Origin of the sequence: Enterococcus sp. FDAARGOS_553 (assembly GCF_003812305.1) — a bacterium.
GTDB lineage: Bacteria > Bacillota > Bacilli > Lactobacillales > Enterococcaceae > Enterococcus_D > Enterococcus_D gallinarum.
In genome coordinates this window covers 875,996-894,334 of the sequence record NZ_CP033740.1, presented here as the reverse complement: position 1 = coordinate 894,334, position 18,339 = coordinate 875,996, and the positions used below count along the sequence as shown (strand labels likewise).

General features: G+C 39.6%; 13 protein-coding genes and 2 pseudogenes. 10 read left to right on the top strand and 5 right to left on the bottom strand.

Annotated elements, in window-relative coordinates:
• Positions 1 to 69 precede the first annotated feature (69 nt).
• A complete protein-coding gene (gene clpL / locus EGX73_RS04660) occupies positions 70 to 2,184 on the top strand; it encodes an ATP-dependent protease ClpL (RefSeq protein WP_123866770.1) in 2,115 nt (704 codons plus the stop codon).
• Positions 2,185 to 2,364: 180 nt separating this feature from the next.
• On the opposite strand, the pseudogene EGX73_RS04655 reads toward clpL, so the two are convergent.
• From EGX73_RS04655 to EGX73_RS04635, 4 genes and pseudogenes are all read right to left on the bottom strand, one after another.
• Positions 2,365 to 2,679, bottom strand: a pseudogene (locus EGX73_RS04655) (transposase); the annotation flags it as partial.
• A 317-nt stretch (positions 2,680 to 2,996) separates the two neighbouring features.
• On the bottom strand, positions 2,997 to 3,587 hold the full coding sequence (locus EGX73_RS04645) for an SOS response-associated peptidase (protein ID WP_123866769.1): 591 nt from the start codon (positions 3,585 to 3,587) through the stop codon (positions 2,997 to 2,999).
• A 98-nt stretch (positions 3,588 to 3,685) separates the two neighbouring features.
• A complete protein-coding gene (locus EGX73_RS04640) occupies positions 3,686 to 4,192 on the bottom strand; it encodes a hypothetical protein (RefSeq protein ID WP_123866768.1) in 507 nt (168 codons plus the stop codon).
• Positions 4,176 to 4,379, bottom strand: a pseudogene (locus EGX73_RS04635) (excinuclease ABC subunit A); the annotation flags it as partial. The gene EGX73_RS04640 and the pseudogene EGX73_RS04635, both read right to left, overlap by 17 nt.
• Positions 4,380 to 4,446: 67 nt before the next feature.
• Here EGX73_RS04635 and EGX73_RS04630 point away from each other — a divergent pair.
• The 6 genes from EGX73_RS04630 (at position 4,447) to EGX73_RS04605 (ending at position 13,072) form a co-directional block, all read left to right on the top strand.
• Positions 4,447 to 5,127 carry an IS6-like element IS1216 family transposase gene (locus EGX73_RS04630; RefSeq protein ID WP_172956411.1) on the top strand — a complete coding sequence of 227 codons (681 nt, stop codon included), beginning with the start codon at positions 4,447 to 4,449 and terminating at the stop codon, positions 5,125 to 5,127.
• Positions 5,128 to 5,241: 114 nt separating this feature from the next.
• A complete protein-coding gene (locus EGX73_RS04625; RefSeq protein ID WP_029486209.1) occupies positions 5,242 to 6,042 on the top strand; it encodes a MurR/RpiR family transcriptional regulator in 801 nt (266 codons plus the stop codon).
• 113 nt (positions 6,043 to 6,155) lie between these two features.
• Positions 6,156 to 7,526: a glycoside hydrolase family 1 protein gene (locus EGX73_RS04620; RefSeq protein ID WP_029486211.1), complete on the top strand. Its 1,371-nt coding sequence runs from the start codon at positions 6,156 to 6,158 to the stop codon at positions 7,524 to 7,526.
• 5 nt (positions 7,527 to 7,531) lie between these two features.
• On the top strand, positions 7,532 to 8,821 hold the full coding sequence (locus tag EGX73_RS04615) for a PTS sugar transporter subunit IIC (RefSeq protein ID WP_123866766.1): 1,290 nt from the start codon (positions 7,532 to 7,534) through the stop codon (positions 8,819 to 8,821).
• Positions 8,822 to 8,929: 108 nt separating this feature from the next.
• Positions 8,930 to 10,636 carry a glycoside hydrolase family 3 protein gene (locus EGX73_RS04610; RefSeq protein WP_123866765.1) on the top strand — a complete coding sequence of 569 codons (1,707 nt, stop codon included), beginning with the start codon at positions 8,930 to 8,932 and terminating at the stop codon, positions 10,634 to 10,636.
• Positions 10,637 to 10,660: 24 nt separating this feature from the next.
• On the top strand, positions 10,661 to 13,072 hold the full coding sequence (locus tag EGX73_RS04605; RefSeq protein WP_123866764.1) for a glycoside hydrolase family 2 TIM barrel-domain containing protein: 2,412 nt from the start codon (positions 10,661 to 10,663) through the stop codon (positions 13,070 to 13,072).
• A 305-nt stretch (positions 13,073 to 13,377) separates the two neighbouring features.
• On the opposite strand, the gene EGX73_RS04600 is transcribed toward EGX73_RS04605, so the two are convergent.
• Positions 13,378 to 14,061, bottom strand: coding sequence for an IS6-like element IS1216 family transposase (locus EGX73_RS04600; RefSeq protein ID WP_172956410.1), 684 nt, complete (start codon positions 14,059 to 14,061; stop codon positions 13,378 to 13,380).
• Between the two features lie 61 nt (positions 14,062 to 14,122).
• Here EGX73_RS04600 and EGX73_RS04595 point away from each other — a divergent pair, with 61 nt between their 5' ends.
• The 3 genes from EGX73_RS04595 to EGX73_RS04585 all read left to right on the top strand — a co-directional run bounded on the left by EGX73_RS04595 (position 14,123) and on the right by EGX73_RS04585 (position 18,031).
• Complete coding sequence (locus EGX73_RS04595) at positions 14,123 to 14,869, top strand: SLC13 family permease (RefSeq protein WP_231496564.1); 747 nt, start codon at positions 14,123 to 14,125, stop codon at positions 14,867 to 14,869.
• A 51-nt stretch (positions 14,870 to 14,920) separates the two neighbouring features.
• The gene (locus EGX73_RS04590) at positions 14,921 to 15,268 is read left to right on the top strand and encodes a 2-dehydro-3-deoxy-phosphogluconate aldolase (protein WP_029486217.1); all 348 of its coding nucleotides are present in this window, start codon (positions 14,921 to 14,923) and stop codon (positions 15,266 to 15,268) included.
• A gap of 132 nt (positions 15,269 to 15,400) precedes the next feature.
• The gene (locus EGX73_RS04585) at positions 15,401 to 18,031 is read left to right on the top strand and encodes a calcium-translocating P-type ATPase, PMCA-type (protein ID WP_123866762.1); all 2,631 of its coding nucleotides are present in this window, start codon (positions 15,401 to 15,403) and stop codon (positions 18,029 to 18,031) included.
• The last annotated feature ends 308 nt before the right edge of the window (positions 18,032 to 18,339 follow it).

Below are 18,339 nucleotides of genomic sequence, written 5' to 3'. Positions count from 1 at the left end.
CAGTTGTAGTTTTAAAGGATATTATGGTCACTAAGTTACACACATAAATTTTTATGGAGGTGTAGTAATATGGCAAATTTCTACGGAAATGATCCTTTTTTCAACAATGATATGGATGATGTTTTCAATCAATTATTTCGGCGCATGGATAATCAAAATTCGGAGCGTGCACGGTATTTAGTTAATGGGCAATCGTTGACACCGGATGAGTTTGCTCAATACCGAGCAACTGGTAAGCTACCCCAAAATAATAAAACAATAGAAGTATCTAAAGATGGTAAACAGGCTGTTAAAAAAGGAGGGATTTTAGAAAAGTTAGGGACTAATTTGACGGAACAGGCTCGTGATGGATTACTAGATCCAGTGATTGGACGTGAGAAAGAGATTCAAGAAACTGCAGAAATTTTGAGTCGTAGAACGAAAAATAATGCAATCTTAGTTGGTGATGCCGGTGTAGGTAAAACTGCAGTCGTCGAAGGTCTGGCACAAGCAATTGTGGCTGGTAAAGTTCCAGAAACGATTCAAGATAAAGAAATCTATTCGATTGATTTATCGTCTTTGGAAGCGGGAACTCAATATCGCGGTTCTTTTGAAGAAAATATTAAACAGCTGGTAGAGGAAGTTAAAGCAGCTGGTAATATTATTCTATTTTTCGATGAAATTCATCAGATTCTCGGCACGGGTGCCACTGGTGGTGAAGATGGTGGCAAAGGATTGGCTGATATCATTAAACCTGCTTTGTCACGTGGCGAGCTGAGTGTAATCGGGGCTACGACTCAAGATGAATATCGCAATACTATTTTGAAAAATGCGGCTTTGGCACGGCGATTCAATGATGTTGTGATTAATGAACCGACGGCCGCTGACACTTTACGTATATTACAAGGTGTTAAAGAGCTGTACGAAAAACATCATCATGTTGTATTACCAGCTGATGTTTTGAAGGCGGCTGTGGATTATTCAATCCAATATATACCACAACGCACTTTGCCAGATAAAGCTATCGATTTGATCGACATGACTGCGGCTCATTTAGCGGCTAAAAATTCGCAAACTGATGTTGAGACATTGGATCAACGCCTTAAAAAATTAGAGGCAGCTAAGGAGGCCGCCATTAAAGCGGAGGACTTTACAAAAGCCGCTGATATCAAGAAGTCGATCGAGGAAACCAAGCAAAAAATTAAAGAAACGGATCAAAAAGAAAAAATCACTGCCACGATTGATGATGTGGCACAATCGGTTGAACGTTTAACTGGTATACCAGTTTCTGATATGGGCGCTAATGATATTGAGCGCTTGAAAAATCTTGATAAGCGTCTGAAAAGTAAGGTAATCGGTCAAGATGAAGCGGTTGAAATGGTAGCAAAAGCAATTCGGCGTAACCGTGCGGGCTTTTCAGAGGGTAATCAGCCGATTGGAAGTTTTCTGTTTGTGGGCCCAACTGGCGTAGGGAAGACTGAATTAGCTAAGCAATTAGCCTTAGATATGTTTGGAAATGAAAATGCGATTATTCGGCTAGATATGAGTGAATATGCTGATCGTACAGCTGTGTCGAAATTAATTGGTACCTCGGCTGGATACGTAGGCTATGAAGATAATGCTAATACTCTAACTGAACGGGTTCGGCGTAATCCATATTCCATTGTATTATTAGATGAAATTGAAAAGGCTGATCCACAAGTATTAACGTTACTGTTACAAGTGATGGATGATGGGCGCTTAACGGATGGACAAGGCAATGTCATTAATTTCAAAAATACGATTATTATTGCTACTTCTAATGCTGGCTTTGGTAATGAAGCATTAAGTGGTGACAAGCAACGAGATCAGTCATTAATGGATAAGTTAGCACCATTTTTCCGCCCAGAATTTCTGAACCGTTTTAATGGAATCGTGGAATTTTCACATCTGACTAAGCAAGACTTAAGTCAAATTGTCGAGTTGATGTTGGCGGATGTACAAAAAACTTTAGCCAAAAAATCCATCAAACTTGAGGTAACTAAAGCGGCCAAAGATTGGCTGATGGAACAAGGCTATGATGAAGCAATGGGTGCGCGGCCATTACGGCGAGTAATTGAACAACAAATTCGTGATAAGGTAACGGATTTTTACCTTGACCACTTAGATGTCAAAAACTTGAAGGCTGATTTAGTGGATGATGAGATTGTGATATCGGCAGCTTAGCTTAAATCAGTGTTCATAAATAACTTTATATAAGAGGAGATTTATTGGGAAGGAGATTGCTTGATAGATCTCCTTTTTTCGTTGATTTTCACCATTTGATATTAATCTATTGAGTAATATGTGTAGCGTCAAGAATCTTGTGTAAATGAAATGCTTCCGTACATATAATATGTAGTTAATTTAAATAAAGGATGATTCCAGGGTGTCCTGAAGTCCTTTGAATCCGCGATGGATTCGCTTCATGGACTTCTCGTTGTAGACATTAAACTGAGAAACCAGGAATCGATCCAGTGAATCTTCCGTTGGAAATTGTTCTTTGTGGTTGGTGTTGCGTTTGAGATGTTTGTTAAAGTTCTCAATGAAGTTGGTTGAATACAATGAACCGCGAATAGCTGGTGGGAAATCCATGAAAGTGAGCAGATTCGGCATTTTAAGCAGATTTTTGATTAACTTGGGATAGGTCTGATGCCAGTTGTTGGCGAAGTCATTCAATTTTCGTACCTGGCATGATATTTAGTGGGACTTCAATACCATGGGGATTTGAATGGCAATAAAAAAGAGGGTGAGCTATCATGAAAAGTTCTAAATTTAAAATTTACCATATAATTTTAGTCGTTGTTTTTATTTTAGCTTTAGTATTTCTAAAATATGATCAAAGTTTGTACCGAAATATTTTTTATATAGTCTTAATTATTTCTTTAATTGTAAAAATTATATATGATTATGTAAAAAAGAATAAAACAACTAAAAAATTTAACTGATAAAAAAATTGTAATGACAAAAGAGCGGATCTATAAAAGATCCGCTCTTTTTTATTTTGCTACTTCAGTACGAGTTAATTCTGGCATATCAGCTTTAAGATAGTTACGTGCGAAATCCAGATCTGTGATCCAATCTTTTATATGATCTCTTTGAATAATAAGCGGCATACGATCATGTATTTGGGATACTGAATCGTTAGGTTTTGTCGTCATAATAATCGATTCCGTTTCAAATCCTGCACCTGTTTTATGCACACGATAAAATCCTCCCAAATAAAAAACATCATTATCCCCTGCAGTAAACAATAGTTTTCGTTTTTCGAAATCCCACTCATAGAATCCGGAGACTGGTATGATGCAGCGAGTTTCTCTGAAGGCTGTAGAAAAAGTCTTCTTTTCTTCTACTGTTTCTGAACGTGCGTTGATCATAAGTTGACCGGGCTTAAATCCTTGGAACCCCCACTGAGTGATTCCTGGTACTACCCTTGAATCCTGATTAAGTCCTAGTGTTACTATATAATTAGTTGGAAAAATTTCATTAAAACCAACACGAAAATGTTTACCTGTAGCATTTAAAACAACGTGATCATAGTAGCTTTTTAGTTCATCTGAAGATAAATCAAAAAAATATCTTCCACACATATTCTTCCTCTCCTTTTCTGATCTGTTTAAAAATCGTGTGCCACAGAGCCATTCTAAGACAATTTCAAAGTTAAATGATGGACAATGGACAATGATCTTCAATCGTCGTCTGCAAAGTCCTGATAATACTCATTTTTGATTAGCTCAATCTCTTTTTCTATTTTACTCGCTTTTTTCTTTTGTTTGTTGCGAGAAGACTCTCTGTCCTGAAAATAATCAACATTAAACCATTTTTCCTCTTTTTTTATGGATACATGTCGGACATCTGTCCAATTGATCGCTTGTTCATTGAGTACAAAATAACCTTCATATGCTTCACCAAGAAATTGTCCTTCGACAGGATCCAAAAATCGCCCAAATTCGTCTTTAGTGTTTAATTGCAGCGATATAGGCTTGTGATAAAGGAACGATTCTGATAGAATTGCGTCGATTTCCTCACGGTTCATTAAATCCAAACCAACAACTTCTTTTGTAGCCCAGGCTTCGTTTTCTAAGATACCTTTCATCAAATCATCCATGGCGTAAGCCGTTGCCCACTTCAATCCGAATGGTCGATCTTTGTATTGATTATAGTCCGTAAAAGTTTTCTTAGTACGTTTTACCATGACCTTCAGCACCTTCAAGTCCAGACATACCACCTGCATGCCCTCCGACAAGGCTGCTGCGAGCGATCGCACGTCCACCTTCCATTATGCTATTTGCATGAACGATCGACTTAAACCCGTATTTTTTGCGTATCGTATCTACCACATAATCGATTTTTAAGTCTTTTACTTGTTCGTCCGGGTTCTGTTGCAAAGTTTTAAATCTACTATCAAATAAGGTAGAATAATAGAAAAAGATAGCAGGAGGAATGACGATGAATCATTTTAAAGGAAAGCAATTTCAGCAGGATGTGATTATTGTAGCCGTGGGCTACTATCTTCGTTATAACCTTAGCTATCGTGAAGTTCAAGAAATCTTATATGATCGTGGAATAAATGTTTGTCATACTACGATTTATCGTTGGGTGCAAGAATATGGCAAACTACTTTATCAAATTTGGAAAAAGAAAAATAAAAAATCCTTTTATTCATGGAAAATGGATGAAACGTACATCAAAATTAAAGGAAAATGGCATTATTTGTATCGAGCCATCGATGCAGATGGTTTAACCTTGGATATTTGGTTACGTAAAAAACGGGACACACAAGCAGCCTATGCTTTTCTTAAGCGGTTAGTGAAGCAGTTTGATGAACCGAAGGTTGTAGTCACAGATAAAGCCCCCTCTATTACAAGTGCCTTTAAGAAACTAAAAGAATACGGCTTTTATCAAGGGACAGAACATCGTACCATTAAATACCTGAATAATTTGATTGAACAAGACCTTCGTCCAGTAAAGAGACGCAATAAATTCTATCGAAGTTTACGCACTGCCTCTACCACGATTAAAGGCATGGAAGCCATCCGAGGATTATATAAGAAAACCCGAAAAGAAGGCACTCTCTTCGGGTTTTCGGTCTGTACTGAAATCAAGGTATTATTGGGAATCCCAGCTTAAATCATAGATACCGTAAGGGATTTTATTCTTTATTTAAAACTTTGCAACAGAACCTTTGCTTTCCCTGGCGTTCATTGTATATTTAGATGAAAGCGTATTTAGGAGGTAGATCGAATGGAAAATAAAGGAACCTCAGTCAGAAGTCTTTTGTTGCGTTATTTAAATAATCAGAAAAAACAAGACAATAATTACTTTATTGCACAGGCGATTCTAAGAAGTTTTTCGAAAATCCCTAAGATGACCATTTATGAACTCGCAGAAGAATGTTTTGTGTCGACTGCAGCGATTTCGCGATTCACTCGAATTTTGGCTTTTTCGTCTTATACGGAATTCAAACAAGCGGTTGAAAAAGAGATCGATATCGTCAGCGATTATTCCAAAAAAGTGATCCAGCCCGTGGAACAATGGGAGGAATTTCTGGACGAATTCACCTCAAATCTTTTGATCAATTTGAGGTACGCCAAAGAACAGCTCTCGGTTTCAGAAATTGAAACAGTGGTCTCTGCGATTCATGAAACAGAAAATGTTGCTTTGTTTGGCTTAGAATTTGCTGCTTTTATGGGACAGCATTTGCAAAGCAAATTAGCAAGCATGGATAAAATTATTCGGATTGGTTTTACAGTGGAAGAACAATTAAAAATTGTGGAAGAAAGCTCGCCAGATAGCTTGGTTTTGATTTTTTCGATGGAGGGTGGTTTCTTTTACTTTAGTGAAAAAGTGATTGCAGCCTTGAAGAAAAAGGGAATCAAAATTATCGTCTTTACGTTTAAGCATTCTCCAATCATTGAACGAAGTGCAGACCAAATTATCCTCTGTGGAGAGATCAACGAAAACACCGAAGGACGGATTGCTATTCTATACATGATGGAGTTACTGATTTATATGTATATGAAAAAGTTCTATTTGCCTCAATAGTTTCATATTTTGAAACAAGACCTTTGTGTTTGAAACCAGAGGTCTTGTTTTGTTGTCGTTAGAATTAATTCTGAATGGTATCGTTTTCTTATAAGGGAAAGGTGGAAGGAACAATGGTCAAAAAAGATTTTTATTGGGGGACATCAACCTCAGCATTTCAAGTAGAAGGAGGCTTTGGTGAAGGTGGAAAAGGGATTGCAACAACAGATGTGCGTCACGTACCGGAGGGAATTGCAGATTCGAAGATCGCGTCCGATCACTATCATCATCTAAGCGAAGACATTGAATTAATGGCAGACTTAGGGATCGATCTCTATCGTTTTTCGTTCAATTGGACACGTGTCATGGGTGATGGTGATCAGCCGAATCAAGAAGGCATCGATTTTTATAATCGTTTGATTGATGGGTGTCTTGAAAAAGGAATCACACCTTTTCCTACCCTCTATCATTTTGAAATGCCGCAAGCATTGGTAACCAAATTTGGCGGATGGAAATCAAGAAAATGTATTGATTACTTTGTTGCTTATGCAAAAGTTTGCTTTCAGCATTTCGGTGATCGAGTCAAGTTGTGGGGAACGATCAACGAGCAATTGATCGTCACAGCAGCTTCTGATTTAAATGGCAATCACGAAACGGATGCAGATGAAAAAATGAAGCAGATGTATCAAATGAGTTACAATATGTCGCTAGCTGAGAAAAAGACAATTCAAGTTTTTCGAAAAATCGTAAGAGATGGGAAAATTGGACCGGTGTGCTCTATGCAAGTTGTTTATCCAGAAACACCTTCGCCAAGGAACATCTTAGCAGCTAAGAACGCCGAAGACTTTTTACAAAATTGTTTTCTCGACATGTCAGTATTCGGCGAGTACCCGAAAAGCTACTGCAATTATTTGAATGAGAAAGGTTGGTATCCAGAAACGGAACCAGCTGATCAAGAAATTTTGAAGAAGAATAAACCAGATCTTATAGGGATAAACTATTACTGTAGTACCTGTATACGTGCCGTTGAACCGGGAGAAGATACAAGCAAACTACCACCATTTTATCGAAATGAGCGATTTACCTTAGGGAACAATCCTTATTTAACGAAGACGAAATGGATGGAATTTGGTATTGACCCTGAAGGATTATATATAGGTATGCGGTCGATTTATGAAAAATACCATTTACCAATGATGGTGACTGAAAACGGTTTAGCGTATTCTGATCGTATTGAAGATGGGCAAATTCACGATGTCTATCGTATTGATTACTTAGAACAGCATATTAAGCAATGTGAGCGTTTTATGGAGGAAGGATATCCTTTATTGGGTTATAGTCCTTGGTCACTACTTGATCTGGTTAGTTCACACCAAGGGTTTAAAAAGCGATATGGTTTGATTTTTGTTGATCGCACAGATGAAGATCCAAAAGAATGTCGACGAATTCCCAAAGACAGTTACTATTGGTACCAAAATAAAATAAGAAACACTAAAAAGGGGTAAGAAAAATGAATGCATTTATCCACTTTATGGAAAAAAGATTTATTCCCGTTGCGAATAAAATTTCTTCGAATCGCTATTTAAAAAGTGTAAGTACAGGTTCGATGTCATTACTAGGCGTTATTATGTTAGGTGCCATCTTTACAGTTATTTCTAGTTTAAGCTGGGAACCGTATCAAAACTTTCTATCAGTGACCAACATTGGTACAGTAATGAATTATATTCCAGCTTACACAATTGATTTATTAGGTTTGTATATGGCATTTAGTATTGCCTACTGTGGAGCAGGAATATTCGGGATCAAAGAACAAGCCTTGGGGACGGGGTTCATCTCATTGGTATGTTTCCTGTTATTAACGCCACTCACTGAAAATCCCGAAGCAAGAGCTTCATTTTTAAGTACCAATTATTTAGGCGCGCGCGGGGTCTTCGTGGCAATTTTCGTTTCACTGATCACGATTCAACTGATGAAATTGTTTGTGGAAAAAAATATTACGATCAAAATGCCCGATGGGGTGCCAGAAATGGTGACCAAGTCATTTACTTCTTTAATTCCAGCAGTTGTGATTGCGTCACTTTTTGGAATTGTTAAATTTGGTTTTAGCGTAACTAGTTATAATTCAGCGACAGATTTTGTTTATACATTGCTTCAAGAACCATTGCAGCGATTGACGGGTTCCTTAACTGCCTTTTTGATTCTTATTTTGATCTCGAATCTCTTATGGTTTTTCGGGATTCATGGTTCAATGACCGTATTGCCGATTCTCATGCCGATTTTCTTGGGTTATCTTGCAGACAATAGTGCTGCTGTGGCGGCGGGAGAAGCAGTCCCTCATGCCATTAATTTTGGGTTATACGATTTGGCATGTTTAGGGGGGAGCGGTGCAACGATTGGTTTAGTGACTGACATGTTTTTATTTTCCAAGAGTAAGCGCTACAAATCATTTTCAAAAATCGTATTTCCAAGCGGTCTTTTTGGTGTAAATGAACCAGTTATCTTTGGAATGCCGGTAATGTTGAATGTGATGCTTTTGATTCCGTTCTTATTGACGCCATTAGTGATCACTTCTCTTGGGTACGCATTGATTTCTATGGGAATCATTACCGCACCGATTGGCATCCTAGGGGCGGGCTCGTTACCTCCGCTGATCCACGGCATCGTTCAAGGGAGTCTCTCTTTTGGTATCTATCAACTATTTGCAGTTGCTATTTCTATGGCTATCTATTACCCGTTCTTTAAAACCTTAGATAATCAAGCAGTTCAAGAAGAACGTTTAGCACAAGAACAAGCTGGATAAGAAACTCGCACAGGATTTACAGTTAACCATAATAACAACAAACGAGCGCAAGAGTGAAGTGATTCTTGCGCTCGTCGTCTGTGAAACTATCGATTGGAGGACAACTCAGTGAGAGAGACAAGAGAAACACTTTTCAAATTTACAGAGACAAGGAAAAAACAAATTCAGAAGATCGTAGAAAACATGTCAGTTATGGAAAAAATTGGTCAGCTTTTTTTCGTGATTGGACAATCAGGTTCTGTAAAGGAATTGACGGCTTTTATTAAGAAATACCAACCGGGTGGAATGATGTATCGCCCCGACAATGCTGAAAAATTGAAGGATCAGCTAAGAGCAGTCCAAGATGCTAGCACAATACCGTTATTTCTTTCAGCAAATTTAGAGTCAGGTGGGAATGGTATTCTTACGGAAGGGACATGGGTCGGTAATCCTATGCAGATCGCCGCTACAGATTGCACCGAAAATGCCTATTACTTAGGAAAAATTGCTGGGCTGGAAGCGGCTCGAATTGGTATTAATATGGCTTTTTCACCGATTGTCGATATTGATTATAACTTCAAGAACCCAATCACGAATACTCGCACATTTGGAAGTGATCAAAAACGAATTATTCGCATGGCTCAAGCGCAGATAGACGGTTTTTCTGAGAGTAACATCATTCCAGTGATCAAGCATTTTCCTGGGGACGGTGTTGATGAAAGGGATCAACATTTACTGAGTTCGATCAATTCACTCTCCGCGAATGAGTGGATGGAATCGTATGGGACTATTTATCGCCAGTTTATTGAAAAAAACGTCAGCTGTATCATGGTGGGACACATTTATCAGCCTGCGTGGGAGCGAAAACTTTCACCAACTATCAGAGAAACCGAATTGATGCCTGCTTCTTGCTCGAAACTTCTAGTTAACGGGTTACTAAGAGATACACTGAGCTTCAATGGTTTGGCTATCACTGATGCAACACCAATGGTCGGTTACACGACGATCATGCCTCATAGAGAGCGACTCGTTGCTTCAATCAATGCAGGAATCGATATGTTGCTTTTTAATAAAAATATTGATGAAGATTATGAAGTGATCGCATCTGCTGTAAAAGAGGGAAGCATTCGTATGGAACGTTTGGATGAAGCAGTCGCACGAATTTTAGCAGTCAAGATGTACCATGGTTTATTTACTGAAGTAAGGGAAGAGACAGTCAATAGTACTCCTAAAAGTGTCATCGATCGTACTGAATATCAGTGGGTAACGAAAAAAATTGCTGATGAGTCGATTACATTGGTCAAAGACAGAGAAAAACACTTACCACTCACCCCACAACGATACCCTCGAATCCGTCTCGTTATTTTGGGTGATTCTGACGACGGTGGATTTAAAGAGGGAGGACGAGTGGGTCCGCTTTTTAAAGCTGGATTAGAAGCTGCTGGATTTGAAGTCAACCTTTTCGATAATCAACAATTGGATTTCCAAGAGGTTTTCGAGGCAGGGGTTGAGGATCTTGGAAATAAATTTGATTTGGCATTGTATGTTGCTAATGTTGAGACCGCCAGCAATCAGACAACAGTTCGTTTGGATTGGAATCATTTGATGGCCGCAAATGCTCCCTGGTATGAAAAGGATCTCCCTACCATTTTTGTTTCTACTGCCAATCCCTATCACTTATTTGACATCCCTTATGTTTCAACTTTTATCAATGCGTATACAGGAAATCCAGAAACAGTGGAGGCTGTAATCCAGAAATTGCTAGGGAAAGAACCGTTTAAAGGTAAGAGCCCGATCGATCCATTTTGTGGGGACTTTTTAGCTAGAGCAAAATAACTTTTATAAGAAGGAGGAGAAAAAATGAGACAAAATCGATTACTGAATGATGGCTGGCAATTTCACTTAGGTGAGATAGAAGAGCCAATGAAAACAGTCAGAAAAGCCGCAGCTATCGGTGGCTTGGCAGCTCCGCTTGAAAATGAAGCGGGGGATACTGTTTTGATAGGTGCTGGTGGAGAACATTTTCTACGGCTGATTGCTCAAGGTGATCGTGAAAAAGGCTTGAGAATGTTGGCGAACACTGCTTTGGAAAGTGAACTTGACGAAGATTGGGTATCTGTTGATCTCCCCCATGATTGGAAAAATGAACTTCCGTATGTTAATGATCCCGATTTACTGATGAGTGGATCAAAGCCAGATGGCATTGCCTATTACCGTAAGACTTTTGCGTTAACTCTAGATGAAGTGAACGAAAAGCAAGTGACTCTCCACTTTATGGGCGTCATGCGTATGGCATCTGTCTGGTTTAATGGTGTATTTCTAGGTGATCATTACAGTGGATACTCTGATTTTTCTTTTGATGTCTCTGAACTGATACGCATCGGCTCAGAGGGAGTGAATGTGGTGTTGATCAAAGTGGATACGACGAAAGGCGCGGAAGGCTGGTGGTATGAGGGAGCAGGTATATATAAGGATGTATATTTAGAAATAAAACCAAAGCTTCAGATTGTGGCAGAAGCATCGTTTATCGAAACAACTGAAATAAACCAGCAGGAAGCGCTCCTTAAAATCACCATTGGTCTTGCTAACCATCATTTTGAGAAAAAACAAAAGTTAACGATCAAAAGTCAGGTGGCTGATCAACAAAATATCCATGAGTGTAACGTAGATCCTTTGGCGACAACAGAATGGAGTTATTGCCAAAAAATCTGCGCGCCTCAGCTATGGTCTCTCGAGAATCCACATCTATACCAAGCTACTTTTCAACTATTTGATGGCGAGAACCAAATCGATGACTATCAGCTTTGTTTTGGTATTAGGACAGTCGCATATACTACGAAAGGTTTTCTGCTTAATGGGGAACGTAAAGAATTAAGAGGGGTCTGTGAGCATCAAGACTTTGGTGGTCTAGGTGTCGCATTACCAAAAGATATTTTACGGTATAAGCTGTTGAAAATGAAAGAAATGGGGGTAAACGCCTATCGCAGTGCACATCACTTTGCTTCCAAAGATCTCCTTGAATTATGTGATGAATTAGGTATCATCGTTATGAACGAGAACCGCATCTTGGAATCTAGTGAGTGGCGGACAAATGAGCTGGTAAAAATGGTGAAGCAAACACGTAATCATCCTTCTCTTTGTTTTTGGTCCCTTTGTAATGAAGAGGTGATTGGTCATACGCCGCTTGCTTACCGAATGGCACAAAAATTAGCAGCTGTGATCCGAACCCATACTTCGCAAAGTCTCATTGTTTCAGCGGAATTACTTAATCCTGCTGGTCAGGTGGATGCTTCTTATATGCGTATTTTTGATGTGAACGGGGTCAATTATCCTGAGTCTGCTGTAAATGGGACAGGTTTAGTTGCTGTAAAGGAAAAGTATCCGCTATTTTCATATCTTAGTACGGAAAGTGCTTCTTACTTTTCGACAAGAGGGGTCTATCAAGATAACAGCGAAAAATGTCATACTTCAAACTTTGGTTCTCTTTATTCTATGGTCTTACCTGGGAAACGAAAGCCTGAAGAGCCAGGAACCGGTGGTACGGCTAAACCGAAAGAAGTACTGCGTTACTTAGAAGAACATGCCTATATGGGAGGTGTCTTCTTGTGGACATTTATGGATTACTACGGTGAGCCAGCACCGTTTCACTGGCCTGGAATCAGTTCTCAATTTGGAATTACAGATACGGTCGGATTTGAAAAGGATTCTTTTTATTATTATCAATCAAGGTGGACTGAAACACCAATGGTTCATGTGTTTCCTCACTGGAACAAAGAAGGGTTAACAATTGACCAAGGGGTTACGGAGGTGAGGACTTTTTCTAATTGTCATACTGTTGAGTTGTTTCTGAACGGGAAGAGTTTTGGAAAGAAAAAAAATGATAAAGATGGCCTATCTTGGCATATTCCTTATGAACCAGGTTGTTTAAAAGCCATTGGTGTCAAAGAGGAACAAACAATTGAAGCAACTCGAAAAACAAGCGGTACGACTGATTCTGTCACAGTTAAAGAACGATTCTGTGGAGCGGACTACTCTCTATTTGAGATCCAAGGAATCGATTCAGAAGGGATCGAGGTGCCAACTGCAGACGAACTTGTAGCGGTTTTGGTAAAAAATGGAACAATCCTCGGACTTGCTAATGGCGATCCCGCAGATCTAGACGGGTATAATTGCCAAGAGAAAAAACTTTTTTCAGGAAAATTAATGGCAATCATAAAAAAAGAACCAGGAAAAGTACCGCTTATCCAAGCAGCACTAAAAAAAGGAAAATAGCATTATAAAAATGTAAGTAATTTGAAAAAGTCAATGTTAGATGGTGACTTTGACGAAGGAACCATTACTATTTCTAGTGGAATAGAGTTTATTAAGTAAATTAAGAGTTGTAGTGATATATATAAGAATTAATGGGCGACGTTAGAAGCAGAAATTATAATTGAAATTTAGGAGAGCAAGTGGGTATAGACGATAAGTCTATTGATAACAAGTTACAAAAGGTGTTCAGAAAATGATGATATGCTCCCTATGGTTCTGTTGCAAAGTTTTAAATAAAGAATAAAATCCCTTACGGTATCTATGATTTAAGCTGGGATTCCCAATAATACCTTGATTTCAGTACAGACCGAAAACCCGAAGAGAGTGCCTTCTTTTCGGGTTTTCTTATATAATCCTCGAATGGCTTCCATGCCTTTAATCGTGGTAGAGGCAGTGCGTAAACTTCGATAGAATTTATTGCGTCTCTTTACTGGACGATGGTCTTGTTCGATCAAATTATTCAGGTATTTAATGGTACGATGTTCTGTCCCTTGATAAAAGCCGCCGTATTCTTTTAGTTTCTTAAAGGCACTTGTAATAGAGGGGGCTTTATCTGTGACTACAACCTTCGGTTCATCAAACTGCTTCACTAACCGCTTAAGAAAAGCATAGGCTGCTTGTGTGTCCCGTTTTTTACGTAACCAAATATCCAAGGTTAAACCATCTGCATCGATGGCTCGATACAAATAATGCCATTTTCCTTTAATTTTGATGTACGTTTCATCCATTTTCCATGAATAAAAGGATTTTTTATTTTTCTTTTTCCAAATTTGATAAAGTAGTTTGCCATATTCTTGCACCCAACGATAAATCGTAGTATGACAAACATTTATTCCACGATCATATAAGATTTCTTGAACTTCACGATAGCTAAGGTTATAACGAAGATAGTAGCCCACGGCTACAATAATCACATCCTGCTGAAATTGCTTTCCTTTAAAATGATTCATCGTCATTCCTCCTGCTATCTTTTTCTATTATTCTACCTTATTTGATAGTAGATTTAAAACTTTGCAACAGAACCACTTATTTTTATCCATTGGCTTTTTAGTCAATTGTATCATTCAATACAAATTTCTTCCGGATCATCCTACTTCTGAAGACTGCAAAGATGTGGATGTCACTAACGGAAATGTTACCGCTTCCCGTCTGCCGAGATGGAAAGAATTGACGACTTATGGTGTATTTATCTTTGCGGTCATCGGTATGTTGCTACAAAGTAAAATCGGCGATGCCGGCTATGCGATGGCTGGTTTATCTGTTGCGGTGATCTTATTGATTGGTGTCTTAGACTTTAAAGAAATCCGTGATGCCATCAGTGCACCGATCATCTTGATGTCAGCCGGGGTCATTGGTGTGGCAGACGCATTAGGAAGTACAGGATTGACCAATTTAGTTGGGACTTCGGTTGCGGGAATGTTGGGAACCAACGTGAATCCTTTTGTGATGATCTTTGCATTCTGTATTTTGACCAGTCTGTTGGCTACATTAACAGGATCGACCATTGGTACAGTCTATGTATTTACGCCGCTAGCGATCGCTACTTGCAGAAGTTTAGGCTTAGATCCTACAGCCGCAGCTTGCGCCATCGTGATCTCAGGTTGGTGTGGTCACTTCCTGCCAATTGATGGGATGCCAGCAATGATTTTAGGAACTGGGAAATACACAGCCGCACAATTTTGGAAATTTACGATTCCTCAATACTTTATCCGTCTCGTATTTCTAACCGTGGGATCGATTTTGATGTTCCCGATGTAATAATAATAACTGGAATCAACTGTTCAACAAGTATGAAAGAGGTGTAAGACAATGGAAAATCACTTTGAATTAGAACATATTGGTATCAACATGGAAAATGAAACCGAAGCACAAGAACTTGCCACCCAACTGAGCATGATCTTTAATCTGACGCCACGACATGGACAGAAATCAGAATTTGCCGGTGACTACTTCGAATGTATGAAAGCACCTTTCTTAGGAAAAAATGGACATATCGCTATGCGGACTTCCAACTTGGAAAGTGCAGTAGAGGAGCTAAAAGCCAAAGGACTCTCCTTTAATATGGATACAGCTGCCTATGACGAAGAAAACAAATTGAAAAATATTTATCTTGCCGGCGAGTTTGGCGGATTTGCCATTCATATCTTAAGAAAATAAAAGCATCCTTTGCGATCTGCTCCTTATTGAATATCAGTCATAGTAGAACCGAATTTCTTTCTGCTATGACATTTTTTGATAAAGGAAGCCAGATTGGTAAAACCGAATGAACGATGAAACTAACATTAGGAGATGAACACAGTGGATTTATGGTTTACCAAATCGAAAGAAGAAGTCTTACGCTCGTTGGATACCAATGCAGCTGCAGGGCTATCCAGTCAAGAAGGTGAAAAAAGGCTGCAGTCTTTCGGAAGAAATGAATTAGAAGTGAAAAAGAAAGAAAGTTTATTGAAAAAAGTGATCGGGCAATTAGAAGATCCAATGATTATCGTACTATTGATCGCTGCTTTTCTTTCTTATGTTTCCAGCGGTTTTGAAGACTGGATCGATTCCGTCATTATTTTGTTGATCGTCGTGATCAATGCCATCATTTCGATCTCACAAGAAAACAATGCCAATAAATCCTTGGAAGCATTACAAAAAATGTCAGCCCCGTTGGCTAAAGTGATTCGCAATGGGAAACTGGAACATGTTGAAACAGCTACTCTTGTTCCGGGAGATATCATTGAATTAGAAGCTGGCGATTTAGTACCAGCGGATGTGCGGATCTTGTCAGCAGCCAATCTAAAAGCAGATGAATCTGCCATGACAGGTGAATCAGTTCCTGTGAACAAAAAAGCACTAGAAGCATTGCCTGAAGATACTGTTTTAGCTGATCGCAAGAACATGCTGATTTCCTCCACAGTGATCACTAATGGGCGTGCAACTTGTGTCGTTACTAGTACCGGGATGAAAACGGAAGTTGGCCGTATTGCGAACATGTTGATCTCTGAAGATGACAATACGACACCGCTACAACGAAAAATGGCAGAAATCTCAAAATTGTTATCGATTATCTGTTTAGGGATCTGTGTCCTGATGTTTATCGTAGGTCTTTTATACAGTCGGCCAATTCTTGAAATCTTCATGATGGCTGTTTCCCTTGGGGTAGCGGCTATTCCCGAAGGACTGGCGGCCATCGTTACGATTGTTCTGGCATTAGGTGTCCAACGATTGGTGAAACGTCATGCCATCGTGAAGAAGCTACCTGCAGTCGAAACTTTGGGGGCTGCTTCAGTGATCTGCAGTGACAAAACGGGTACATTGACGCAAAACAAAATGACCGTAGTTGAAACCTTCGTTCATGGATCGGCAACCCCGCAGCAACTATTGGTCATCGGAGCATTGTGTAATGATTCTAAGTTAACGGTCAATGGCAGTGAGTTCCAAGTGACCGGCGACCCGACAGAAACCGCATTTGTCAGCAAAGCGTACGAAGAAAAATTAGACAAAAATGAGTTAGAAGCAAACATGCCTCGTGTGGCTGAGATTCCTTTTGATTCGGAACGCAAATTGATGAGCACGATCCATAAAACCGAACAAAGCTATCGCGTCATGGTCAAAGGAGCACCTGATGTTTTGCTGAAACGCTGTAGGGTTGATGAAGCAGAAGCTCAAAAAATTGCTGCTAAAAATGCTGATATGGCATCAAATGCCTTGCGCGTTCTAGGTGTTGCATATAAAGACATTACTGAAGTGCCCGAAGAGCTGACTTCAGAAGACATCGAGAACCATTTGACATTTGTCGGGTTAGTCGGAATGATCGATCCTCCCCGTCAAGAAGTCAAAGAAGCGGTGACTCAATGTTACGATGCAGGGATTCGCCCCGTCATGATCACTGGTGACCACAAATTGACTGCGGTTGCAATCGCCAAAGAATTGACTATTTTCCGCTCTGGAGATCTAGCCATGACAGGTTCAGAACTGGACATGATGCCGCAAGAAATATTGGAAGAAGAAGTAGAAAAGTATTCTGTCTATGCGCGAGTTTCGCCTGAACATAAAATGCGGATCGTTAAGGCTTGGCAGGCAAAAGGCATGGTCGTCGCCATGACAGGTGATGGTGTCAATGATGCGCCTGCCTTGAAAGTAGCCGATATTGGTTGTGCGATGGGAATCACCGGGACGGATGTGGCTAAAGGGGCAGCGGATATGATCTTGACGGATGATAACTTTGCCACGATCGTCCATGCGGTCGAACAAGGAAGAGGGATCTTCTCCAATATCAAGAAATCGATTCAGTATTTATTGAGTTGTAATATCGGTGAAATCATCACGATTTTCGTTGCAACTGCATTGAATTTCCATCAGATGCCATTAGTTGCGATCCAACTCCTCTGGTTGAACCTAGTCACTGATTCACTACCTGCATTGGCTTTAGGAATGGAACCAGTTGAGCCAGGCGTGATGAAACAAAAACCTCGCGATTCCCGGAAAAGCATTTTTGCTGATGGCTTTGCTGCAAGTATGATCTTTTACGGCGTTTTGGTAGGAGCAATCACGTTGGCAGCTTATTGGTTAGGGGAATACGTCTTGTCAGATCCAACCGTTGCTGACGGCACAACAAATACGATGACATTTGCTACACTTGTCTTTGGGGAATTGACTCGTGCGTTTGCTGTCCGCAGCGAAACACGTTCTATTTTCAGCATTGGTGTCTTCTCCAACAGTGCGATGAATAAAGCCTTTCTAGTCAGCTTAGCTTTGCAGTTGGCGGTCTTGTTCATTCCATTCTTGCAAGAAATTTTCAAAGTTCAAAGTTTGACAGGAATTGAATGGGTGATCGTGATTCTGCTCTCATTAGTCCCACTGATTGTTAGTGAATTGACCAAAGCTTTTCGCAGCAAAGACGCGAAAGTTTTAGAAGGCAAACTTTCAATGTAACAAACGTCACTGATTTATCGGCATTTTCCTTTTGGGAAATGCCTTTTTTGAATGTTAAAAATTTGTACTTACCTGATTCCTAGAGTTTTACATTTGGCTGTGGTGGCAAACTTATGGATCAAAAATAGTGGTTGCGTTTCCAATTTCTTCGTGGTATTATGCAATTAATAAACAGGCATGTGACTGGTTAAGCAGGCAGGACCTATATAAAGCAATGAGTGAATCGTTCTGATTCATTTGGTTGTTTTAATAGGTGTTGTCTGCTTTTTTCTTTGTTTGGCCAACGAAGAGAAAAATAATCTAAAGGA

Coding starts and splice junctions, on each gene's coding strand:
- clpL (WP_123866770.1), top strand. CDS start 70: ATGGCAAATTTCTACGGAAATGATCCTTTTTTCAACAATGATATGGAT.
- EGX73_RS04645 (WP_123866769.1), bottom strand. CDS start 3,587: ATGTGTGGAAGATATTTTTTTGATTTATCTTCAGATGAACTAAAAAGC.
- EGX73_RS04640 (WP_123866768.1), bottom strand. CDS start 4,192: ATGGTAAAACGTACTAAGAAAACTTTTACGGACTATAATCAATACAAA.
- EGX73_RS04630 (WP_172956411.1), top strand. CDS start 4,447: ATGAATCATTTTAAAGGAAAGCAATTTCAGCAGGATGTGATTATTGTA.
- EGX73_RS04625 (WP_029486209.1), top strand. CDS start 5,242: ATGGAAAATAAAGGAACCTCAGTCAGAAGTCTTTTGTTGCGTTATTTA.
- EGX73_RS04620 (WP_029486211.1), top strand. CDS start 6,156: ATGGTCAAAAAAGATTTTTATTGGGGGACATCAACCTCAGCATTTCAA.
- EGX73_RS04615 (WP_123866766.1), top strand. CDS start 7,532: ATGAATGCATTTATCCACTTTATGGAAAAAAGATTTATTCCCGTTGCG.
- EGX73_RS04605 (WP_123866764.1), top strand. CDS start 10,661: ATGAGACAAAATCGATTACTGAATGATGGCTGGCAATTTCACTTAGGT.
- EGX73_RS04600 (WP_172956410.1), bottom strand. CDS start 14,061: ATGAATCATTTTAAAGGAAAGCAATTTCAGCAGGATGTGATTATTGTA.
- EGX73_RS04590 (WP_029486217.1), top strand. CDS start 14,921: ATGGAAAATCACTTTGAATTAGAACATATTGGTATCAACATGGAAAAT.
- EGX73_RS04585 (WP_123866762.1), top strand. CDS start 15,401: ATGAACACAGTGGATTTATGGTTTACCAAATCGAAAGAAGAAGTCTTA.